Source organism: Nocardioides zhouii (genome assembly GCF_004137345.1).
In the GTDB taxonomy this organism is placed as follows: Bacteria; Actinomycetota; Actinomycetes; order Propionibacteriales; family Nocardioidaceae; genus Nocardioides; species Nocardioides zhouii.
Window position 1 is genome coordinate 116,076 of record NZ_SDWV01000002.1, and the last position, 18,916, is coordinate 134,991.

General features: G+C 69.3%; 15 protein-coding genes. 4 read left to right on the forward strand and 11 right to left on the reverse strand.

The features are described 5' to 3' along the window. The first annotated feature begins 79 nt into the window (after nucleotides 1-79). Nucleotides 80-571: a YajQ family cyclic di-GMP-binding protein gene (locus tag EUA94_RS02315; protein WP_129424298.1), complete on the forward strand. Its 492-nt coding sequence runs from the start codon at nucleotides 80-82 to the stop codon at nucleotides 569-571. Here EUA94_RS02315 and EUA94_RS02320 read toward each other — a convergent pair. From EUA94_RS02320 to EUA94_RS02340, 5 genes are read right to left on the reverse strand one after another with little or no spacing between them, the layout of a single operon-like run. Continuing rightward, nucleotides 555-1,208 (reverse strand): cobalamin B12-binding domain-containing protein, encoded by a 654-nt coding sequence (locus tag EUA94_RS02320; RefSeq protein WP_129424300.1) that lies wholly within the window; start codon nucleotides 1,206-1,208, stop codon nucleotides 555-557. The genes EUA94_RS02315 and EUA94_RS02320 overlap by 17 nt on opposite strands. A 48-nt stretch (nucleotides 1,209-1,256) precedes the next feature. Beyond that, entirely contained in the window at nucleotides 1,257-2,234 is a 978-nt protein-coding gene (locus tag EUA94_RS02325; RefSeq protein WP_129424302.1) for a sulfate/molybdate ABC transporter ATP-binding protein, read from the reverse strand. Nucleotides 2,235-2,275: 41 nt separating this feature from the next. Then, nucleotides 2,276-3,148: a sulfate ABC transporter permease gene (locus EUA94_RS02330; RefSeq protein WP_242494625.1), complete on the reverse strand. Its 873-nt coding sequence runs from the start codon at nucleotides 3,146-3,148 to the stop codon at nucleotides 2,276-2,278. Then, complete coding sequence (cysT, locus tag EUA94_RS02335; protein WP_129424304.1) at nucleotides 3,141-3,989, reverse strand: sulfate ABC transporter permease subunit CysT; 849 nt, start codon at nucleotides 3,987-3,989, stop codon at nucleotides 3,141-3,143. Before cysT ends, EUA94_RS02330 begins: the two co-directional genes overlap by 8 nt. Before the next feature lie 17 nt (nucleotides 3,990-4,006). After that, nucleotides 4,007-5,053 carry a sulfate ABC transporter substrate-binding protein gene (locus tag EUA94_RS02340; RefSeq protein WP_129424306.1) on the reverse strand — a complete coding sequence of 349 codons (1,047 nt, stop codon included), beginning with the start codon at nucleotides 5,051-5,053 and terminating at the stop codon, nucleotides 4,007-4,009. Between the two features lie 32 nt (nucleotides 5,054-5,085). Between EUA94_RS02340 and EUA94_RS02345 the strand changes: the two genes are divergently transcribed. Both EUA94_RS02345 and EUA94_RS02350 read left to right on the forward strand, forming a co-directional pair. Further along, the gene (locus EUA94_RS02345) at nucleotides 5,086-7,206 is read left to right on the forward strand and encodes a 2-oxoacid:acceptor oxidoreductase subunit alpha (RefSeq protein ID WP_479724692.1); all 2,121 of its coding nucleotides are present in this window, start codon (nucleotides 5,086-5,088) and stop codon (nucleotides 7,204-7,206) included. Between the two features lie 8 nt (nucleotides 7,207-7,214). Further along, nucleotides 7,215-8,333 (forward strand): 2-oxoacid:ferredoxin oxidoreductase subunit beta, encoded by a 1,119-nt coding sequence (locus EUA94_RS02350; protein ID WP_479724694.1) that lies wholly within the window; start codon nucleotides 7,215-7,217, stop codon nucleotides 8,331-8,333. Between the two features lie 13 nt (nucleotides 8,334-8,346). On the opposite strand, the gene EUA94_RS02355 is transcribed toward EUA94_RS02350, so the two are convergent. Beyond that, nucleotides 8,347-8,757, reverse strand: a complete 411-nt coding sequence (locus EUA94_RS02355) for a hypothetical protein (RefSeq protein WP_129424310.1) — start codon at nucleotides 8,755-8,757, stop codon at nucleotides 8,347-8,349. A 102-nt stretch (nucleotides 8,758-8,859) separates the two neighbouring features. Between EUA94_RS02355 and rarD the strand changes: the two genes are divergently transcribed. Beyond that, a complete protein-coding gene (gene rarD / locus EUA94_RS02360; protein ID WP_129424312.1) occupies nucleotides 8,860-9,768 on the forward strand; it encodes an EamA family transporter RarD in 909 nt (302 codons plus the stop codon). Between the two features lie 60 nt (nucleotides 9,769-9,828). Here the strand turns inward: rarD and EUA94_RS02365 are convergent, their stop codons facing one another. The 5 genes from EUA94_RS02365 to nuoL form a co-directional block, all read right to left on the reverse strand. Next, a complete protein-coding gene (locus tag EUA94_RS02365; RefSeq protein ID WP_207210368.1) occupies nucleotides 9,829-12,810 on the reverse strand; it encodes a reprolysin-like metallopeptidase in 2,982 nt (993 codons plus the stop codon). Nucleotides 12,811-12,919: 109 nt separating this feature from the next. Then, nucleotides 12,920-13,918 carry a polyprenyl synthetase family protein gene (locus EUA94_RS02370; RefSeq protein WP_129424314.1) on the reverse strand — a complete coding sequence of 333 codons (999 nt, stop codon included), beginning with the start codon at nucleotides 13,916-13,918 and terminating at the stop codon, nucleotides 12,920-12,922. Continuing rightward, on the reverse strand, nucleotides 13,915-15,507 hold the full coding sequence (gene nuoN / locus EUA94_RS02375; protein WP_129424315.1) for an NADH-quinone oxidoreductase subunit NuoN: 1,593 nt from the start codon (nucleotides 15,505-15,507) through the stop codon (nucleotides 13,915-13,917). Before nuoN ends, EUA94_RS02370 begins: the two co-directional genes overlap by 4 nt. Further along, entirely contained in the window at nucleotides 15,504-16,982 is a 1,479-nt protein-coding gene (locus EUA94_RS02380) for an NADH-quinone oxidoreductase subunit M (RefSeq protein WP_129424316.1), read from the reverse strand. The genes nuoN and EUA94_RS02380 overlap by 4 nt, the downstream gene beginning before the upstream one ends. Beyond that, nucleotides 16,979-18,904 (reverse strand): NADH-quinone oxidoreductase subunit L, encoded by a 1,926-nt coding sequence (nuoL, locus tag EUA94_RS02385; RefSeq protein ID WP_242494628.1) that lies wholly within the window; start codon nucleotides 18,902-18,904, stop codon nucleotides 16,979-16,981. The genes EUA94_RS02380 and nuoL overlap by 4 nt, the downstream gene beginning before the upstream one ends. Nucleotides 18,905-18,916: the final 12 nt, after the last annotated feature.

The window sequence follows — 18,916 nt, forward strand, 5'->3', positions numbered from 1 at the left end:
ATAGCAAGGCACGGACACCGCTACGAATCGCCGGGGCACCCCGGCAGCGCCACACAAGCCCAATCCAAGGAGGCACACCATGGCTGACTCGAGCTTCGACATCGTGAGCAAGCTGGACCGCCAGGAGGTCGACAACGCCCTGAGCCAGGCAGCACGCGAGATCGCCAACCGCTTCGACTTCAAGGGCACCGGCGCGAGCATCGAGTGGAAGGGCGAGCAGGCCATCGAGATCACCGCCTCCGCCGACGACCGCGCGAGCGCGGTGCTCAGCGTCTTCCAGGACAAGCTGATCAAGCGCAACCAGAGCCTGAAGATCCTCGACACCTCCGACCCGCGCCAGTCCGGCCAGGTCTCGAAGATCGACATCGCGCTCAAGGAGGGCATCACCTCCGAGGACGCCAAGAAGATCTCGAAGCTGATCCGCGACGAGGGCCCCAAGGGCGTCAAGGCCCAGGTGCAGGGCGACGAGCTGCGGGTGTCGTCGAAGAAGCGCGACGACCTGCAGGCCGTGCAGCAGCTGGTGAAGTCGCAGGACTACGACTTCGCGGTGCAGTTCACCAACTACCGCTGACCCGGTTGAGCGCGCCGATGAGGAAGACCACGGCGCGGACCGGGTCCTCCGGCAGCGCGGTGGCGCCGATCTCGGCGACCGTCTGCTCGTCGGCGCCGCGACCGGCGACGTAGAGGGCGTGGTCCTCCGCGATCCTCAGCAGCGACGTGCCGTGGGCCGTGAACGCGGTGGAGCGGGTCGCGGCGAGCACGACGGCGTCAGCACCGCACGCACGGGCGGCCGTCAGGACGGCCGGGATCGGGGTGTCGGCGCCGAGGAAGCGGGCTCGTACGCCGCGCTCGCGCAGCATCAGCGCCACGCAGAGCAGCACCAGGTCGTGGCGCTCCCCCGGCGGGCAGGCGAGCAGGACGACCGGCGACGGCGCCGAGGCGTCCGCCAGGACCTGTTGGGGCGGCACCGACGACAGCGCCGAGAGTTTGCGGCGCAGCATGTCGCTCACGAAGTGCTCGTGGGCCACCGACAGCGTGCCCGCCTCCCAGCGGTCGCCGACCTCGCGGAGGAACGGCAGCACGACTCCGGTCACGGCCCCGGACAGGGGGACGTCCCAGAACAGCCGGGCGAGCGCGATCTCCGCCGTCTCGGCGTCGAACGTCTCGACGGCCACCCAGAGCTCGCCGGTCGTCGTGGTGATGGTCACGAGCCGACGCTAGCCGCTGCGACCGACGTCCGGGGGGCCTTCGCCACGCTAGCCAGCAACGGCCATGCGGGGAATCAGGGTGGCACCATCCGCAGGGGTGAGCCACACGGTGCTGCCCTCCTCCAGGCCGAACGAGCGGGCGTGCGTCCGCGTCACCACGACCGACACCTCGTCGCCGTCGACCGTGAGCACGGTCAGGCGTACCTCGAAGCCGATCCGGACCATCCGCGACACGGTGCCCTCGACGCCGCCGGCAAGACGCGGCTGGGTGTCGAGCTCGATGTCGTGGGGACGCAGCGAGACGCCACCGAGGTGGGTCACCTCGCCGAGGAACGACATCACGAAGTCGTTGGCGGGCTCGTCGTAGAGCTGGTCGGGGGTGCCGACCTGCTCGACGCGGCCCTCGTTGACCACCACGATCTCGTCGGCGACCTCGAGGGCCTCCTCCTGGTCGTGGGTCACGAACACGGTCGTGACGTGCACGTCGTCGTGCAGGCGCCGCAGCCAGTCGCGCAGCTCCTTGCGCACCTTCGCGTCGAGCGCGCCGAACGGCTCGTCGAGGAGCAGCACGCTCGGCTCGACCGCGAGCGCCCGCGCGAGTGCCATCCGCTGGCGCTGGCCGCCGGAGAGCTGCGAGGGGAGCCGGTGGGAGAACTGCGAGAGGTGCACGAGCTTGAGCAGCTCGTCGACCCGATGCTCGATCTCGTCCTTGGGGCGCTTGCGGATCTCGAGGCCGAACGCGACGTTCTTGGCGACCGTCATGTGCTTGAAGACGGCGTAGTGCTGGAAGACGAAGCCCACGTTGCGCTTCTGCGCCGGCAGGTTGGTGGCGTCGACGCCCTCGATGTTGACGGTGCCGCTGTCGCCCTTCTCGAGGCCGGCGATGATCCGCAGCAGGGTGGACTTGCCGCCACCGCTCGGGCCCAGCAGCGCGGTGAGCTGGCCGGTCGGGATCGACACGTTGACGTCGTCGAGCGCGACGAAGTCGCCGAACTTCTTGTTGAGCCCACGTACTTCAATGCTCATGAGGGTGGCCTTTCGGGGTTTCTGGGGTGTCTGAGCCGGGCTCAGTGGTGGTTCTTGGGGCGGATGATGGCGACGACGACGATGCAGGCCACCGAGACCATCGCGAGGAGGAATGCCGTCGCGTACGCGCCCTGCGGGTCGAAGTTGAGGTACTTCTCCTCGACCACGAGCGTGGCGGTGCGGGTCTGGCCGAGGATGTTGCCCGAGACGACCTTGACCGCGCCGAACTCGCCCAGCGAGCGGGCCAGGGTCAGCACCACGCCGTAGACGATGCCCCACTTGATCGACGGCAGGGTGATCCGCCAGAACCGCTGCATGGCGTTGGCGCCGAGGCTCTGGGCTGCCTGCTCCTGCTCGATGCCGATCTCCTCGAGCACCGGCACGAGCTCGCGGATCATCAGCGGCAGCGCCACGAAGGTGGTCGCCATGATGATGCCGGGAGTCGAGAAGATGATCTGGAAACCGATGTCGGACAGGATCGGCCCGAACCAGCCGTTGCGTCCGCTGTAGACGAGGACGAGCGCCAGGCCCACCACGATCGGCGAGACCGACAGTGGGATGTCGAGCAGGGCGTTGAGCAGCCGCTTGCCAGGGAACTGCTGGCGGACCAGCAGCATCGAGATCCCCACGCCGAAGATCGTGTTGATCACGACGGAGAACACCGCGACGTACGCACTCAGCTCCAGGGCCACGACGGTGTCGGGGTCCGAGAGCAGCGCCTGGATCGAGGAGAAGCCGTCGTCGAAGGTGTGCGTGACGACCAGCGACACCGGCCACGCCACCAGGAAGAACAGGTAGGCGGTGGCGATGAAGCGCAGGATGTACGTGGTCGGCGTCTTGCGCACCCGCGGCGGGCGGAGGCGCTGCTCGACGGGAGCCGGCTCGACGATGTCGTGGATCAAGGTGTCAGCCACGTGCAGCCACCCGCCTCTGGATCAGGTCGAGGACCACGATCACGGTCAGCGAGATGGCGAGCAGCACCGTCGCGACGGCTGCTGCCCCCGCGACGTTGTCGTTCTCGATGCTGCTGAGGATCCGCACGGAGGTGACCTCGGTCTTGAAGGGAAGGTTGCCCGACAGCAGGACCAGCGAGCCGTACTCGCTGACGCCGCGGGCGAACGACAGGGCCGCGCCGGCCGCGATGGCGGGCGTGAGGCTCGGCAGGATGATGCGCCGGAAGGTGGTGATCCGGTTGGCGCCCAGTGAGGCGGCAGCCTCCTCGACGTCGCGGTCGAGCTCCTCGAGCACCGGCTGGACCATGCGCACCACGAACGGGAGTGTGACGAACAGGAAGGCCAGGAAGACCGCGGGGCGCTTGTTGGCGATGTCGATGCCGAGCGGGCTGTCGGTGCCGTAGAGCGAGAGCAGCACCAGGCCCGCCACGATCGTGGGGAGGGCGAAGGGGATGTCGATCATCACCTCGAGGACCGACTTGCCCCAGAACCGGTCGCGCACCAGCACCCAGGCGATGAGCGGGCCCATGATGATGTTGACGAGGGTGACGCCCGCGGCGGTGAAGACCGTGAGCTTGATGGCGGACAGCGTCTGGCCATTGGTGATGGTGTTCCAGAAGATGCCCCAGCCGCCGTCGATGGCAGTGACGACGATGGCGGCGAGCGGGATCAGGACCAGCGCGCTGAACCAGATCATGGCGATGCCGAGCCCGAGCCCGGAGGAGCGCGTCAGCGTGGAACGCGGGCCCGACCGGCGAAGAGTCCTCGCCGGTCGGACGCGTGCGATCTCAGTTGAGGTCATGAGGAGGGGTGGTCAGCTCACTCGAGGGAGAGGCCGGCACCGAGGATGGCCTGGAAGATCAGGCCGTTCTCCTCGTCGAAGAACTTGGTCGAGACCTCGTCCCAGCCACCGAAGTCGTTGTCGACGGTCAGCAGGGTCGGGACCTCCGGGAACGGGTTCGACGGGTCGGTCGCACCCTCGACGGTGCCGCCGTAGTCGATGTCGTCGCGGAGCGGGCGGAAGCCGGTGAGGGCGAACTGCGTCTGGCCCTCGTCGGAGAGCACGAAGTCCAGCCAGGCCTGCGAGGGCTTGGAGGCGTCCTTGAGGATGGCGCCGGCGTTCTCGATCTTCAGCGTGGTGTCCGGGAGGATGTACTCGAAGGCCTCGTCGTTCTGCGCGGCCAGGATGGCCTCGTTCTCGTACGCCATGAGCACGTCGCCGGTGCCGCCGAGGAACGCCGTGGTGGCGTCACGGCCGCTGCCGGGGAGCGAGACGACGTTCTTGAAGAACTTGTTGACGAACTCCGTGGCCTCCTCCTCGGTGCCGCCGTCGCTGATGACCTGGCCGTAGGCGGCGAGGGCGTTCCAGCGGGCAGCACCCGACGAGGCGGGGTTCGGGGTGACGATCTCGACGCCGGGCTTCACCAGGTCGGCCCAGGTCTGGATGTTCTTGGGGTTGCCGTCGCGGACGCCGAAGACGACGACCGAGGTGGACACGACGCCCTTGTTCTCGCCGGAGTCCCAGTCGTCGGCCACGAGGCCCTCGTCGACCAGACGGGTCACGTCGGTCGGCACGGAGAAGTGGACGTAGTCGGCCTTGAGACCGGCCGCGACCGCGCGGCTCTGGTCGCCGGAGGGACCGTAGGACGTCTGGAACCTCACGCCCTTGCCCTCGTCGGTCTTGTTGAACTCGGTGGCGATGTTCTTGTTGGCGGCCTCGGGCACCGCGAAGCCGACGATGGAGATGGTGTTGGCCGCGTCGTCCTCACTGCTGGCGCCGCCGGGGGAGCAGGCGGACAGGGCCAGTCCGGACAAGGTGGCCCCGACCAGAGCTGCCGCGAGAGCGGCACGTGAACGGATCTGCATGGGGGGATCTCGACTTTCTTGATCGGTGTGCAATGTCGAGAAAGATACATGACTTTATGGATCTCGATGACATTGCCCGGACTTCGGTCGCGTGTCGTGTGTCACGTGCCCCGTCGTCCCTGCGTGGAGGAGGCGTCCATCACGTGGGGACGGGCCTGTTCCACGCGGCGACGCGGCTAATGTGGAGGTCGGGGGAACACTCCCCGGGACTCGTAGGAAGCAGGGCACAGGTGAGCCACCCCGCCAAGCAGGTCAAGCAGCTGGACCGCGTCATCATCCGGTTCGCCGGCGACTCCGGTGACGGCATGCAGCTCACCGGCGACCGCTTCACCCAGGAGACAGCGGCCTTCGGCAACGACCTGGTCACGCTCCCGAACTTCCCCGCCGAGATCCGGGCGCCCCAGGGGACCCTGCCGGGCGTCTCGTCGTTCCAGGTGCACTTCGCCGACCACGACATCCTGACCGCGGGCGACGCCCCCGACGTCCTCGTCGCGATGAACCCCGCCGCGCTGCGGGCCAACCTCGGCGACCTGCCCAAGGGCGCCACGATCATCGTCGACTCCCACGACTTCACCGCCCGCAACCTGACGAAGGCGGGCTACTCCGACAACCCCCTCGACGGCGACACCCTCGCCGAGTACGCCCTCCACACGGTGGACCTCACCGGCATGACGGTCGAGGCCGTCAGGGAGTTCGGCCTCTCCCGCAAGGACGCCTCGCGCGCGAAGAACATGTTCGCCCTCGGCCTGCTGTCGTGGATGTACGGGCGCCCGACCGAGTCGACGGAGGCGTTCCTCACCAAGCGCTTCGCCAAGGTGCCCGACATCCGCGACGCCAACCTGACCGCGTTCAAGGCCGGCTGGAACTTCGGCGAGACCACCGAGACGTTCGTGGTGCGCTACGAGATCAAGCCCGCCGTGATGCCGCCCGGCACCTACCGCAACATCACCGGCAACCTGGCGCTGTCGTACGGCCTCATCGCCGGCGGCGTGCAGTCCGGGCTGTCGGTCTTCCTGGGCTCCTACCCGATCACGCCTGCCTCCGACATCCTCCACGAGCTGTCGAAGCACAAGGGGTTCGGCGTGATGACCTTCCAGGCGGAGGACGAGATCGCCGGCGTCGGCGCCGCCATCGGCGCCTCGTTCGCCGGCCAGCTCGGCGTCACCACGACGTCCGGTCCGGGCGTCTCGCTCAAGTCGGAGGCCATCGGCCTCGCGATCATGACCGAGCTGCCGCTGGTCGTCGTCGACGTACAACGCGGCGGCCCGTCGACCGGCCTGCCGACCAAGACGGAGCAGGCCGACCTGCTGCAGGCGATGTTCGGCCGCAACGGCGAGGCGCCGCTGCCGATCGTGGCTCCGCAGTCCCCCGGCGACTGCTTCGACGCCGCCGTCGAGGCGGTCCGGATCGCCGTCACCTACCGCACCCCGGTGATCATCCTGTCCGACGGCTACCTCGCCAACGGCTCGGAGCCGTGGCGGATCCCTGCCCTCGACGAGCTCCCCACGATCGACCCGAACTTCGCGACGTCGAAGAACTACGGCGACGGCGACGACGCCGAGTTCTGGCCCTACCTCCGTGACGACGCCACGCTGGCCCGCCCGTGGGCGATCCCGGGCACGCCCGGCCTCGAGCACCGCATCGGCGGCCTCGAGAAGGGCGACGGGCACGGCAACATCTCGTACGACCCGGCCAACCACGACTTCATGGTCCGCACCCGGCAGGCCAAGGTCGACCGGGTCGCCGACTCGCTGCCGCCGCTCGAGGTCGACGACCCGGACGGCCGGGCGAAGGTGCTGGTCATCGGCTGGGGATCGACGTACGGCCCGATCGGTGCGGGCGTACGCCGCGTCCGCAAGGCCGGCTACCACGTGGCCCAGGCGCACCTGCGCCACCTCAACCCGTTCCCGAACGACCTCGGCGAGATCCTGAAGCGCTACGACCGGGTGCTGGTGCCCGAGATGAACCTCGGCCAGCTCTCGCTGCTGCTGCGCGGGAAGTACCTCGTGGACGTCGTCGGCTATAACGAGGTCCGCGGCCTCCCGTTGAAGGCCGCCGTCCTGGCCGACGTGATCGGCGGCCTCGTCGCCGAGGCCGAGGGCATCGAGGTCGACCTGACTCCCACTTCGACCGATCAGGAGAGCGTGCGATGACCGAGCCACTGACCGAGCTGGGCATCCCGGCGTTCCGCTCCGGGACCGAGTCGGTCCCGACGACCGACGAGAAGCAGACGGGCAAGGACTTCACGTCCGACCAGGAGGTGCGCTGGTGCCCGGGCTGCGGCGACTACGCCGTGCTCAAGGCCGTCCAGTCCTTCCTGCCCGACCTGGGGCTGCGCCGCGAGAACATCGTGTTCGTCTCGGGCATCGGCTGCTCGTCGCGCTTCCCCTACTACCTCGACACCTACGGCATGCACTCGATCCACGGTCGCGCGCCGACGATCGCGACCGGCATCGCGACCGCGCGCGAGGACCTCTCGGTGTGGGTCGTCACCGGCGACGGCGATGCGCTGTCGATCGGCGGCAACCACCTGATCCACACCCTGCGCCGCAACGTGAACATGACGATCCTGCTCTTCAACAACCGGATCTACGGCCTCACCAAGGGGCAGTACTCCCCCACGTCGGAGACCGGCAAGGTCACCAAGTCGACGCCGATGGGCTCGCTCGACCACCCGTTCAACCCGGTGTCCCTGGCGCTCGGCGTCGAGGCGACCTTCGTGGCGCGCACCATCGACTCCGACCGCAAGCACCTCACCGGGGTGCTGGCAGCAGCCGCCGCCCACCGCGGCACCTCGCTGGTCGAGATCTACCAGAACTGCCCGATCTTCAACGACGGCGCCTTCGACGCGATCAAGAACCCCGACACCAAGGCCGACGCGCTCATCCCGCTCGTGCACGGCCAGCCGGTGACCTTCGGTGCCACCCTCGATGACGGCCCGATGGCAGGGAAGGGCGCCAAGGCGCTGGTGCGTGACGAGCAGACCGGTGGCGTGAAGATCGTCGCGACCGCTGACGTGGCCGCGGAGGACATCGTGGTCCACGACGCGCACAGCCCCGACCCGACGATGGCGTTCGCCATCTCCCGGCTGACCGACGCGGGCTACCTCAACACCTCACCGATCGGCATCTTCCGCCAGGTGGAGCGCCGGACGTACGACGACGCCGCGCGCGAGCAGGTGTCTGTGGCCAGCAACGGCTCGGCGAACGACGACGCCGCCGACCGGACCGCGCGGCTGGCGGCCCTGATCGGCGGCGGAGACACCTGGACGATTCTCTGACCGTCGCGGGTGGTCAGTCGAAGTAGAGCGTCCAGACCTTGCCCTTGGTGTTGCCGAAGCCGTTGGAGTGGTCGACCTTCGAGCGCCACTTCCAGCGACCCTGCTCGGGCGCGAAGATGCGCGTCTTGAAGACGCCGAGCTCGTTGGTCTTGATCTTCTTCACGGTCTTCCACTTGCAGGTGCCGCACTTCTTCTTGAGGATCTTCACCTGCTGGTCGGCGTACGGCAGCAGCGTGCCGTCGGCCTGCGGCTCCATGACGCTGCCCTTGAGCTTGAAGGCGTTGTAGGAGACCTGGTTGTCGCCCGGGCGCTCCTCGTCGATGATGCGCTTGGGCAGTGATCCGGCGGAGGCGCTCGACATGAGCATCCCTCCGACGAGCAGTGCAGCGACGAGCGCTGCCAGGACGGCGCGGAACTTCCGCATGAGTGAACTCCCCCTCGAGAGACGATGACGATCTGGGCGACCCGGGGTCCCAACCCCGAGACCGCCCCATCGTAGGCGACATCTGCGACCTAGACTCCGCGAGTGCCAGACAACCGTCGCGGACTCATCGTGGGCGCGACGGCGTACGTCCTCTGGGGCACCTTCCCGCTCTACTGGACGCTGCTCGAGCCGGGCGGAGCCGTCGAGATCCTGGCGCACCGCATCGTGTGGTCCAGCATCACGATGGTCCTGGTCCTCCTCCTGTGGCGCCGCGTGCCCTACCTCAAGGCGCTCCTGCGCGACCGGCACCGGCTGCTGCTGATCTGCTGCGCGGCAGTCGTCATCACGTTCAACTGGGGCGGCTACATCTGGGGCGTCAACAACGGCCGCGTCGTCGAGACCTCGCTGGGCTACTTCATCAACCCGCTCGTCACCGTCCTGATGGGCGTGTTCGTCCTCGGCGAGCGGTTGCGCAACCTGCAGTGGGCGGCGATGGGCATCGCCTTCGTGGCGGTGGTCGTGCTGGCGCTCGACTACGGCCGGCCGCCGTGGATCGCGCTCCTGCTCGCCTTCTCGTTCGGCACCTACGGCCTGCTCAAGAAGCAGGCCGGCGTCGGTGCCGTGGAGAGCATCACGGTAGAGACGGTGGTGCTGACGCCGTTCGCACTGGCGTACGTCGTGTGGCTGATGGCGACCGGCGCGTCCAACTTCGGCTCCCACGGCGTCGGGCATGCCCTGCTCTTCACGACCACCGGCATCATCACCGCGGTGCCGCTGATGCTCTTCGGCGCGGCCGCGATCCGTGTCTCGATGGTGTCGCTCGGCCTGTTGCAGTACCTCGCGCCGACGATCCAGTTCGCCCTCGGCATCCTGGTCTTCCACGAGGAGATGCCTGCCAGCCGCTGGATCGGCTTCGGGCTGGTGTGGCTGGCGCTCGCGATCTTCACGATCGAGGCCCTCAACCACCGCCGCCAGCAGCCGCGGCTGGTCGCCCACGCCAGCGCCGCCTGAGGACGCACGAGGGGCCACCGGTCCTCCGACCGATGGCCCCTCGCCGTTGCTCAGCTCAGGTCAACGCACCCTGTTGCGGTTGACGACCGTGAACGTGATGACCTTGCGGCCCGCCTCCACGGCATCGTCGCCGCGGTACCGGACGACGACCTTGACGCGGCCCGTCCGCTTGAACGACGGCAGCAGGACGCTGGTCCTGCCGCGCCTGGTCAGGGTCTCGGTCCAGGACCTCGTCTTGCCGGCCCCGCGGATCTTGACCCTGACCACGCCGGACGGCACGACGTCGTCGGCCCGCACGGTGATCCGCAGCCTGACCCGCGTACGGACCTCGACGGGCTTCACCATCTTGGTGCCGATCCTCGGCGCCACCTGGTCGACCGCCGGCGGCGTGGTGGGAGTCGTCGTCGGGGCCGTCGTCGGCGTTGTCGTCGGGGTGGCCGTCGGGGTCGTGGTCGGGGTCGTCGTGGGCGCCGTGCCGCCGGTGATGGTGATGTCGGCGTCGTTGACGTCGAAGAAGTAGTTCTCGACCGCCTCGACCTTGATCCGCGCCTTCGTGGTGTTCACATCGGGCCAGGTGACCTGCGCGTTGCCGTCGTTGGGCGTGCTCTCCGCCAGGACCGTCGGGAAGGTCTGGCCCCCGTCGAGGGACAGGCTGATCTTCACGTGGGGCGAGAGCGCCGTGGTGGTGGCCGTCCAGTAGACCGTCTCGGTGCGCCCGGCCACAGCCGCGGCCGTGGTGGCGCCCTTCGAGGTCACCCGGAAGGGTCCGACGGTCTTGTCGACCAGCAGCTTGACGTCGCCGGACGCGTAGCCGCCGCCCTCGGGCGCCAGGTCACGCGCGGTGAACCGGAAGTTGAGCGACGGCTCGGTGTTGCCCGCCCACCCGACGTTGGGCTCCGCGGGTGCGCCCACGTAGTCGGCGGTCGGCAGCCACTCGGCGAAGCACTCGATCACCGGGACGGGCACGTTGGTCGCCCCGCCGCTCGCCGGCTTGGGCGGCATCGCCGGACAGGTGCCCGTGATCGCGTTGGTGTTGTTGTCCAGGATCTGCTGCATGTCCGGGAACACCCGGGTCGGACTGGACCCGGCATGGTTCTCGCCCGGCGAACCGATCTGGAGCGCTCCGGCCGGGGTGACCGGCGCGTAGGCGCCGAAGATCCGGAAGAGCGGGCCGTCGAGCTTGGTCTGGCTGCCGAGCGTCGTCGCGACGGCGCCGGCCTTGTCGTTCTGCTCCCAGATGTAGACGAGGGGGTCGCCGTCCGGGTCGGTCGCCTGGCCGGTCAGCGCAAACGGCGTACGGATCGGGATGGTCCTGGTGACCGGCACGGTCGCCACGGGGGCACGGTTGCCGGACGCGGTGACGGTGAAGCCGCCGTTCTCGATCGGCCCACCCTGGGCCGTCTCGCCGACGAAGCCGGTCACGTCACCGGTCTGCGGCGCGAAACCGAGGCTGGGGACGTCGGTCTCGGCGTACGGCGCTCCGGTGAAGCGCACCTCGAACCCGGTGTCGTCGAGGGTGGCACTGCCACCGAAGCCGCGGATGTCCACGCTCCCGACGCCGGTCACCGCCTCGATCGCGAGGTCGATGCCGGCGAGGGTGTAGGGGGTGCCCCGCGTGATCGGCGAGGTCTGCGCGCCGTTGAACGACAGGACGAAGGACTCACCGTCGGTGTCGAAGCCGCGCAGGGAGACGGTCTGCACGTCGTTGATCGCCGGCCTGCTGGCCGTGACCGTGTTGCTGATGTCGGTGATGCTGCGCTGCGAGAAGTAGGGGTCGCTGTGCGGCTGCAGGTTGTCCTGCTGGCAGATGCCGGCGTACGCCATGATCGAGCTGCCCGAGCCCGGCTCGTACGCCGACGACGCACTGCGGTTGCCGCCGGAGCAGTTGAGCTCGGTGCCGTTGAAGGTGTGGGGGCCACCGAACTGGTGCCCCATCTCGTGAGCGACGTAGTCGACGGCGAAGTAGTCGCCCTCGGGAGTCGGGAGCCCGGTGCAGCCGCGGGCCTTGCCGTCGCCGCCGACGACTCCGAGGCCGGCGACGCCGCCGCCGTTCACCCCGAGCGCGAGGTGGCCGATGTCGTAGTTGGCCGCGCCGACGAGCTGGCCGAGCACGATGCGGTTGCGGTTGAGGGCAGATCCCGAGCAGCTGGTGAGCTGCGCGGTCGTGAAGCACGCGGATGAGCCGCAGGGCCCGTTGGCCTCGGTGGCCTTGGCGGCGGTGTCGAGGTTGAGCTTGTCGGTGTCGTTGATGAGCACCATGCGCACGGCCAGGTCGTCGTTGTAGATCTGGTTGACCCGGTTCATCAGCGTCACCTTCTCGGCGAGCACGTTCTGCGTGCCGAAATAGGTGGCGTACGACGGGTCGGTCACGAGCGCGAGCCGGTAGGTGCGCAGCGAGACCTCGGCGCCCGGCGCCTCGGCCAGGTTGGCCGTGAGGTCCTTGAGGGTGTCCTCGTCGAGCTCGGGCTCGACCAGTCCGCGGTCGGACCGCGGCAGGTCCCCGTTGCGGTACGAGAGGTAGATGCTGTCGTCGCCGTTCCACGCGGGGTCGACGTACCACGCCGCCCGGTCGCCCGAGCCGCGCACGGAAGCGTGGAAGCCCATCGGCGTGAGGTCGAGCCGGATGGTTGCGGTCGGGTCGCCGACAGCGCGGCCGGCGTACGTCGTCAGCTCGGGGTGCCGGGCGGCGAGTCCCGCCTCCATCACAGCGACCTCGTGGACCCGGAACTCGACGAGCTCGCCCGTGGGAGCGGGCACGGTGATCACTGCACCCGCATCGTCGGCCGCTCGCGCAGCGTCCTCGCCGGGAGCCTGGTCGAGGGCCGCCCTGATGCCTGCCCGGTCGAGCGTGAAGGCGGCGTAGCGCCGCGGCTCGACGCGCCGCTCGACGGCTCCCCGGTCACCGCCCGGTCGCGCGTCGGTGGCGGTCCAGTAGCCACCACCCGGCGGTGCCGCCGAGCCGGACAGGCTGAGCGCCTGGATCCCTGCGAGTGCAAGGACGACGGCAACGAGCACGGACAGGGAACGCAGCAGACCAGACATGAGCCCTCGAGACTCTCGCAGTGGTGGAGGCTGCAAAGTAAAGCCTTTGCGGTCCACGTGCGCCACCCCTACGAAGGTCCGGGGTCAGGTCCGAGGGCCGCGTACGAGCTCAGGAGCTCCGGTTCGCCACCACGTCGACGAAGGACTCGAGGGCCGTACGCACCGGGCCGGGCTCGAGGGCCTCGAGCCGCTTCTTGGCCTCGGTCGCCTGGCCGAGGACGTACGCCTTGGCCTCGTCCATCGCGGGGTGCCGGCGCAGCAGCGCGAGGGCCTCGGCGTGCTCTGCGTCGTCGGTGAGCGGGCGGGCGAGCAGTTCGAGCAGGCGAGCGTCGGCAGGGTCGGTCGAAGCCTGGGCCATGAGGACTGGCAGGGTCGGCACGCCCTCGCGGAGGTCGGTGCCGGGCGTCTTTCCCGAGGTGACTGACTCCGAGGCGATGTCGAGGATGTCGTCGGAGAGCTGGAAGGCGGAGCCGACGATCTCGCCGTAGGCACGCAGCGCCTCGACCACGTCGGGGTGGGCACCGGAGAACATCGCGCCGTAGCGCGCCGAGGTGGCGATCAGCGAACCGGTCTTGCCGGCGACGACCTCGAGGTAGTGGGCCAGCGGGTCCTCGTCGGGACCGGGCTTCACCGTCTCGAGGATCTGGCCCTCGACGAGCCGGGTGAACGTCGTGGCCTGGATGCGTACGGCGTCGGGGCCGAGGTCGGCGGTGAGCTCCGAGGACCGGCCGAAGAGGAAGTCGCCGGTGAGGATCGCGACGTGGTTGTCCCAGCGGGCGTTGGCCGTGTCGGCACCGCGGCGCAGCGCGGCCTCGTCCATCACGTCGTCGTGGTAGAGCGAGGCGACGTGGGTGAGCTCCACGACGCAGGCCGCGGTCTCCACCTCCTCGGCCTCCGGGTGGGGGCCCGCCTCGGCGGCGAGCAGCACCAGCAGCGGCCGGAACCGCTTGCCGCCGGCCATCATGAGGTGAGTCGCGGCGCGGGTGACGTACGGCGTGCGCCCCTGGCAGTGCACCGCGAGGAGCTCCTCGATGCGCGCCAACCGGCCGACGAGCCGATGCTCGAGCTCGGCGTCGACGACCGGCAGTGCGAGGGGCGATTCGGTCACCTGATGAATTCTCCTGCAGCGGCAGCCAGATCCAGCACCGGGCCCGGCAAGACGCCCAGGACCAGCGTCACGGCGGCACCGACGGCGATCGTCGTGGCGGTCAGCACCGACGGGTACGCCACGGTGGGTCCGTCGCCGACAGGCTCGTCGAAGTACATGACCTTGATGACCTTGATGTAGAGGAACGCGGCGATGATGCTCGCGATCACCGCGGCCACCACGACCGGCCAGGCGCCGGCGGCCAGCGCCACGGAGAACACCGCGAGCTTGCCGACGAAGCCCGACGTCAGCGGGATCCCGGCCATCGCCAGCAGGAAGAACGCGAAGACCGCGGCCACCACCGGCGACTCCTTGCCGAGCCCGGCCCAGCGGTCGATCGCCGTCGTCTCGCCCCCGGCGTCGCGGACCAGGCTGACGACGGCAAAGGCGCCGAGCGTCGCGAAGCCGTACGTCGTCAGGTAGAACAGCACCGCCTGGATCGAGGTGATCTCACCGATCGCGAGCTGGTCGGAGGCCTGCAGGCCGAGGACACCGGTGAGGATGAACCCGGTGTGGGCGACCGAGGAGTAGGCGAGCAGCCGCTTGATGTCGTTCTGCGTGATCGCCAGCACCGCGCCGACGAACATCGAGAGCACGGCGATGATCCAGAGCATCGGCTGCCACGACCAGCGGTCCGCGCCGAGTGCGACGTAGAACAGGCGCATGAGCGCGCCGAACGCCGCCACCTTGGTGCCGGCGGCCATGAACGCGGTGACCGGGGTCGGGGCGCCCTGGTAGACGTCGGGCGTCCACGCCTGGAACGGGACCGCGCCGACCTTGAAGAGCAGGCCGACCGAGAGCAGCCCGGTGCCGATGAGCAGCAGGCTGCTGTTGCCCACGTCGTTGCGGACGGCCTCGTTGATGAGGGCGAAGTCCATCGACCCGGCGTAGCCGTAGATGAGCGCGGCGCCGTAGAGGAAGAAGCCCGACGAGAAGGCACCGAGCAGGAAGTACTTGAGCGCGGCCTCCTGGCTCAGCAGGCGGCGGCGACGCGCGAGGCCGCACAGGAGGTAGAGCGGGAGCGAGAGCACCTCGAGGCCGACGAACATGGTGAGCAGGTCGTTGGCGGCGGGGAACAGCATCATCCCGAAGACCGCGAACATCAGCAGCGGGTAGACCTCGGTGTGCTCGCGGCGGGCCGCGAGCGCCGCGGTCTCCGCGTCGGTGCCGGGCACCGCGGACGCCTGCCCCGCGAAGGCGGACGAACCGCCGTCGAGGTGACGCTCGGCGAACAGCAGGACGCCACCGATGGCCAGGGCCAGCACGAGGCCCCAGATGAAGAGGCTCGGTCCGTCGACGGCGATCGTCCCGCCGACGGCGAGGATGCCGCGGGCGGCACCGTCGTCGTACGTCGTGACGTCGCGGGCGATGAGGACGACGCCCACCATCGCGGCGACGAGGCCTGCGAGGGCCAGTACGACCTGCGACACGTAGCGCGCGGCGCGCGGCGCGAACGCCTCGACGACGACGCCGAGGCAGGCGACACCGAAGACGACCAGGAGGGGCCAGAGCTCGAAGTACTCGACGCTGGGCTTGGTGAACTCGGTCACTGGTGACCACCCTCCTGGGCGATGCCCACTCCGGCGAGAGTGTCGTGGACGACGGGATTGATGACGTCGAGCAGCGGCATCGGGAAGAAGCCGAAGAGCACCAGCGCGAGCAGCAGCGGCGCCACGATGCCCACCTCACGCCGGTCGAGGTCGGCCACCGACACCAGGCCGGGACCGGTCATCGTGCGCTGGTACATCCAGAGTGCGTAGAACGCGGCCAGGACGATGGCCAGCACCGCGACCGAGCCGACCAGCCAGTGGTGGTCGAACGCGGCGATGATCACCATCATCTCCGAGACGAACGGCGACAGGCCGGGCAGGCCACAGGCGGCGAGGCCGGCGACGAGGAAGAACCCGGCGAGGACCGGCGCGGACTTCTCGACGCCGCCCATCTCGCGGATGGACGCGGTGCCGGTGCGCTGGATGAGGAACCCGGCGACCAGGAACATCAGTGCGGTCGCGATGCCGTGGTTGACCATGTAGAGGATCGCACCGGTGCCGCCGGTCGGGCTGAGCACGAAGATGCCCAGCACGATGAAGCCGAAGTGCGAGAGCGACGTGAGGCCGATGAGGCGCAGGACGTCGTCCTGGCCGATGGCGACCAATGCGCCGTAGATGATCGAGATCAGCGCGAGCACCACGACCGCGGGCGTCGCCCACTGCGAGGCGTCGGGCAGCAGGCCGAGGCAGAACCGCAGCATCCCGAACGTGCCGATCTTGTCGAGGATGCAGACCAGCAGCACCGAGGTGCCGGGAGTCGCCTTCTCGGTGGTGTCGGCCAGCCAGGTGTGGACCGGGAACATCGGGGCCTTGATCGCGAAGGCGATGAAGAAGCCGACGAACAGCCAGCGCTGCGTGATCGGGTCGATGTCGATCGCGGCGAGGTCGCTGAGCAGGAAGCTCGGGTTGCCGGCGTTGGCCGAGACGACGTAGAGCCCGATCACCGAGGCGAGCATCACGAGCCCACCGGCGAGCTGGTAGATCAGGAACTTCGTCGCGGCGCGGCCGCGCCCGGCGCGACCGAAGCCGCCGATGAGGAAGTACGCCGGGATGAGGGTGGCCTCGAACACGACGTAGAAGAGCAGCACGTCGGTCGCGGTGAACACGGCCAGCGACATCGCCTCGAGGGCAAGGGTCCAGGCGAAGAACGCCTTGGCGCCGCCGTTGCCCGCCGCGTCGGACTCGCGCCAGCCGGCGAGGAGCACGATCGGTACGAGGACGACGGTGAGCAGCACCATCAGCAGGCCGAGCCCGTCGACGCCGAGGGCGTAGTGCACGCCGAGCGACTCGATCCAGGTGTGGGTCTCGGTGAGCTGCATGCCCGCGTCGAGCTCGTACTGGCTGGCCGCGACGACGCCGGCGAGCAGCGTCGCGACGGCGAAGCCGAGGCCGAGCGTCCGCGCGAGCGCTGCGGGCGCGAATGCGGTCGCGAGCGCGCCGACGAGCGGCAGGAGGATGAGGATGGTCAGGATCATGCGAGGTTCACCGCCAGGAGTGCCAGGACCACGAGCAGCGCACCGGCGAGGACGGACAGGGCATAGGAGCGGACGAAGCCGTTCTGCAGGCGTCGCATCGTGGTGGAGATCCCGCCGACGGCGGACGAGCCGCCCTCGACAGCCCCGTCGACGCCGACCCGGTCGAACGTCGTCAGGCCACCGACGAGCGAGGCGCCGGGCCGGACCACGACCGCGTCGTTGATCGCGTCGCCGTACAGGTCGGCACGGGCCGCCCGGGTCGCGAACGACACCTCACGGGGTGCCTCGCGCGGGACGTCGCGCTTGCCGACGAGGAACCAGGCGGTGGCGACACCGACGGCGACGACAGCGGTGATGAGGAGCGTGATCACGAGCGCCGGCAGCGGGGGCTCGTAGTGCTCCGCGTGACCGGTGACCGGCTCGAGCCAGGTGACGATCCAGTCGCCCGCGAGCAGCACGCCGCCGAGCACGGAGAGTGCGGCGAGGACCATCAGCGGGATCGTCATCACCTTGGGCGACTCGTGCGGGTGCACGTCCTTCGCCCAGCGCTTCTCGGTGAAGAACGTCATCAGCATCAGGCGCGTCATGTAGAACGCCGTGATGCCGGCGCCCAGCATCGCGAGCACGCCCACCAGCAGGTTGTCGGCCAGGGCCGACTCGATGATCCGGTCCTTGGACCAGAAGCCGGAGAAGCCGGGGAAGCCGATGATCGCGAGGTAGCCCATCGCGAACGTCAGGAAGGTGACCGGCATCGCCTTGTTGAGACCGCCGTAGTGGCGCATGTCGACGTCGTCGTCCATGCCGTGCATGACCGAGCCGGCGCCAAGGAACATGTTGGCCTTGAAGAAGCCGTGCGTCAGCAGGTGGAAGATCGCGAAGGGATAGCCCACCGGGCCGAGGCCGGCGGCGAGCATCATGTAGCCGATCTGGCTCATCGTCGAGCCGGCCAGCGCCTTCTTGATGTCGTCCTTGGCGCAGCCGAGGACCGCACCCCAGAGGAGCGTGACGGTGGCGACGACGACGACCGCGGTCTGCGCGATCGGCGCGAGCTCGAAGATGAAGTTGGAGCGGACCACGAGGTAGACGCCGGCGGTGACCATCGTCGCCGCGTGGATGAGGGCGGAGACCGGGGTCGGGCCCTCCATCGCGTCGAGCAGCCAGGCCTGCAGCGGCACCTGGGCGGACTTGCCGCAGGCCCCGAGGAGGAGGAGCAGGCCGAGTGCGGTCAGGGTGTCCTGCGACGCGTCGGCCGCGTGCTCGCTGACTCCGGCGAAGTCGGTCGTGCCGTACGTCGCGAACAGCAGTGCGATCGCGAGCGAGAGGCCGATGTCACCGACGCGGTTGATGACGAAGGCCTTCTTGGCGGCCGCGGCGGCGGACGGCTTGTGCTGCCAGAACCCGATGAGCAGGTACGACGCCAGGCCGACGCCCTCCCAGCCCAGGAACAGGCCCACGAAGTTCGCCGAGAGGATCAGCGTGAGCATCGCCGCGACGAAGAGGTTGAGGTAGCCGAAGAACCTGCGGCGGCGTACGTCGTGCTCCATGTAGCCGATGGCGTAGACGTGGATCAGCGAGCCCACACCGGTGATGAGCAGCAGGAACAGCGCAGCGAGCTGGTCGTAGAGCAGGTCCATGCCGACGCTGATGGTGCCGGTCTCGAACCAGGTCCAGAGGTGCTGGCCGATCTGGCGCTCCTCGGCACCGCGACCCAGCAGCGCGATGAACAGCACGAGGCTGAGCACGAACGACGCGGCAGCCGCGGCGGTGCCGACGAGGTGGCCGTGCCTGTCGGCGCTCGCCTTGAGGGAGCCCTGGAGGAACGGGGCGACGCCGAGCAGCAGGAACGCGCCGAGCAGCGGCAGCGCGATGACCAGCCACAGCAGGTCGAACACGCCGCCGGCGCCGGTGTCGGGCGCGACCACGGGCGCAGCGCC